Raw genomic sequence first — 992 nt, 5'->3', positions numbered from 1 at the left:
GCTATACCAGCTAATAGCTTGTCAACATTACCAGTAAAGTGATTTTAAATCATGTGGTATAGTTAAAATGAGCATGCCAAAAAAACCTTCAATTTTCGTTGTGTCTTGGAAGGTTATACCAATACTATTTTTTAAGTTGGGCGAAATTCCTTTTTGTTTTTTAAGATTGCATAGAGCCAATGGACGAGTTTATTTGCACATGCGATTAGAGCTACTTTATGTGGTTTTCCCTCAGCTCTCTTACGTTCATAGAACGCTTTGATTCGCATATTACGGGAGCGTATAAGTCCACACTGAACAGCCATCACCAGCGCGTAACGCAGCTGCCTGGAACCGCGTTTCGTGATTCGGTTTCGAGTCGCAGTAAACTTACCAGAAGCAAAAACACTCGGGTCAATGCCTGCAAAGGCGACTAACTTCTTAGGATGATCAAATCGGTCGACTTCTCCAATTTCGGATAAAATTGTTGCAGCAATTTTATGCCCAATCCCGGGAATCGACTGAATTAATTCATACTCTTCAATTTCTTCAGCCAGAGCATCTATGTTCTGTTCTAGTTCAGCAAGATGCTCTTGGTATTGAAGAATAAGGGTAATAAGAACTTTCAAATTGATTAAATGACTTGCATACATAGTTTGCTGAAATGGATTTTGTTTTGCCGCATCTATCAGTCGTTGAACCCGTTGGTTAATCCAGTCCTCTGAACGCCCCCGTTTCGAAGAAAGCAGTTCTTTCATCTTAGCTCTGAGTACATCTTCATCTGTCTGCAGAACTGAATATGAAGTTGGAAATTCACTCAAAAACCGCAGTGAAACACCGGAATACATAGCTCCAAACACGCCTTTATAACCCGGGAAAACCTGATCTAAAACAGCTTGGAATTGCAGTTTAGTCTGTACACACATCTTTGAAAGAGACTCATATTGCCTTGTAAGATAGCGCAAGTTGAGGAGTTGCACACCTCTTTTCTTAAAGGGTTCAAACTCTTCCCT

The 992-nt window shown here is 40.4% G+C and carries 1 protein-coding gene; it reads right to left on the bottom strand.

Annotated elements, in window-relative coordinates; genetic code table 11:
• Positions 1 to 131 precede the first annotated feature (131 nt).
• Positions 132 to 992: IS110 family RNA-guided transposase (locus tag UQ64_RS29735; protein WP_060627036.1), on the bottom strand; the 861-nt coding region annotated here is incomplete at its 5' end.

Source organism: Paenibacillus etheri, from assembly GCF_001012825.1.
Lineage (GTDB): Bacteria > Bacillota > Bacilli > Paenibacillales > Paenibacillaceae > Paenibacillus_AQ > Paenibacillus_AQ etheri.
Note: the sequence above shows the minus strand (reverse complement) of the source record. Positions and strands in the feature narration are given on the sequence as shown.